Annotated in this window: 1 rRNA gene; it reads right to left on the minus strand. The window is 52.5% G+C overall.

Annotation, left to right across the window (positions count from 1 at the left end):
- Positions 1-149: 149 nt before the first annotated feature.
- A 16S ribosomal RNA gene (locus tag GJ695_RS29485) occupies positions 150-257 on the minus strand; the annotation flags it as partial.

A 257-nucleotide genomic window follows, 5' to 3' on the forward strand; every position in this document is an offset into this window, starting at 1 on the left:
GGGCTGGTTGGACTCGAACCAACGACCCCCGCGTTATCAACACGGTGCTCTAACCAGCTGAGCTACAGCCCCAAATTTGCTGTTCTTTGTTGTCTACAGTCGATAAGTGTGAACGCTTGATGTGGTTGCTAGAACCAGTGCTACTCTAGAAAGGAGGTGATCCAGCCGCACCTTCCGATACGGCTACCTTGTTACGACTTCACCCCAGTCACGAATCCTACCGTGGTAAGCGCCCTCCTTACGGTTAAGCTACCTAC

It is taken from the genome of Duganella alba, from assembly GCF_009674495.1.
GTDB lineage: Bacteria > Pseudomonadota > Gammaproteobacteria > Burkholderiales > Burkholderiaceae_D > Rugamonas > Rugamonas alba.